General features: G+C 45.6%; 2 protein-coding genes. One reads left to right on the top strand and one right to left on the bottom strand.

Going from position 1 to position 1588, the window contains the following annotated elements; all coding sequences use genetic code 11:
- Window positions 1–166 precede the first annotated feature (166 nt).
- Window positions 167–1045, top strand: a complete 879-nt coding sequence (gene murB, locus PX636_RS01840; protein ID WP_002799044.1) for a UDP-N-acetylmuramate dehydrogenase — start codon at window positions 167–169, stop codon at window positions 1043–1045.
- A gap of 126 nt (window positions 1046–1171) precedes the next feature.
- Here the strand turns inward: murB and PX636_RS01835 are convergent, their stop codons facing one another.
- On the bottom strand, window positions 1172–1426 hold the full coding sequence (locus PX636_RS01835; RefSeq protein WP_104396587.1) for a hypothetical protein: 255 nt from the start codon (window positions 1424–1426) through the stop codon (window positions 1172–1174).
- Window positions 1427–1588 lie beyond the last annotated feature (162 nt).

Below are 1588 nucleotides of genomic sequence, written 5' to 3'. Positions count from 1 at the left end.
CCGTACTTTTTCAGCAGACCCTAAATAAGTAACATGATCGTTGGGTTTCATGCTTCAACCGTTCGGCAAAAGCTCACGGCCGAAGCCCAACCTACGTTCTGCTCCTCATATCCCCAATTCATAATTTATAATTCATAATTTATAATTCCCAACCCCCTAAAACCCTATGATTAAATCCTCTGTTTCTCTAGCTGAGTTCACTTCCTACCGGGTGGGGGGAAGAGCGCAATGGTATGCCGAACCAGTTAATCTAGAGGAATTAAGAGAATTGTTCGCTTGGGTGCGATCGCAAGGGTTGCCCTTGACTGTTTTGGGGGCTGGTTCAAATTTACTAATCAGCGATCGAGGTTTACCCGGACTTGTCCTCAATACTCGCCATCTGCGATCGAGTTGTTTTGATGCCGAAACTGCTACGATTACAGCAGCGGCGGGGGAACCCCTGCCAAAAATAGCTTGGAGAGCGGCAAAACGGGGCTGGAGGGGCTTAGAATGGGCGGTGGGTATCCCCGGTACGGTGGGGGGGGCTGTGGTGATGAATGCGGGCGCACATACCTCCTGTGTGGCGGATCGATTAGTGCGGGCGCTGGTATTAAATCCCGATGGTCAGTTAGAAACTTTAAGCAAAGAAGATTTAAATTATAGTTATCGCAGTTCTTCTCTGCAAGGGGATCAACGTTTAGTTGTCGAAGCCACATTTCAGTTAGAAGCTACCGATAATCACGAGGAAATAATGGCAATTACTACCCATAATTTACGCCATCGCAAAAATACCCAACCCTATGATCGTCCCAGTTGTGGTAGTGTTTTCCGCAATCCTAAACCGCAATTCGCCGGGGCTTTAATTGAGGGAATGGGATTAAAAGGTTATCAAATTGGTGGGGCGCAAGTATCAGAATTACACGCTAATTTTATCCTGAATATTGGTTCAGCAAAAGCCTCGGATATTCTGCGTTTAATTCGCCATGTGCAGGAACAAGTGTTCGATCGCTGGTCCCTCTGGTTAGAACCAGAAGTGAAAGTTTTAGGGGAATTTGACGGGATTTAACTATTTTTCTCGATAACGGTTGAACTCAGCCGCGATGGGCTGGAGTGCGACAGCAGATATTTTTATAATCCTCTAGAACTGCAATCTGAATAATTGCCTCACGATTAGCATTGACGTTACCTATAATCATTGAAATAAATTTGCCCCAATCAAACCGACTCGATGAACTGCTCGATGTCCGATTCTTACGAACCAAATTTGAGCATCGGTCAATCGGGCTAAAAGTTGATCGAAAGCTGTGAGGCTGTCTTTTGCCACTTCAAAAACCCCTGTTTCAATGTTGATTGCTACAATCTTCCCATGATTGCCCTCCTCGACTTGGGGGCGCACCTGAGATTGATAAATATCATTAAAATCTATTGGTGGAGCGGTAGGAGCCACATTAGGGAACGCACCCTACAAGATTGCGATCATACTAAGTACCTAAGCAAAATTAATTACACATCTAAGCCACTACTCCGTCAGACTTCTGGTGTGAGGAAACATTGAACTGAAAACTCAAATCCGATCCCTAATAGCTGTCTCCCGTCTCCCGTCTCCCGT

This window comes from Microcystis sp. M53598_WE2 (assembly GCF_030067735.1).
Classification (GTDB): Bacteria; Cyanobacteriota; Cyanobacteriia; order Cyanobacteriales; family Microcystaceae; genus Microcystis; species Microcystis aeruginosa.
This window is presented reverse-complemented; position numbering and strand designations above follow the sequence as displayed.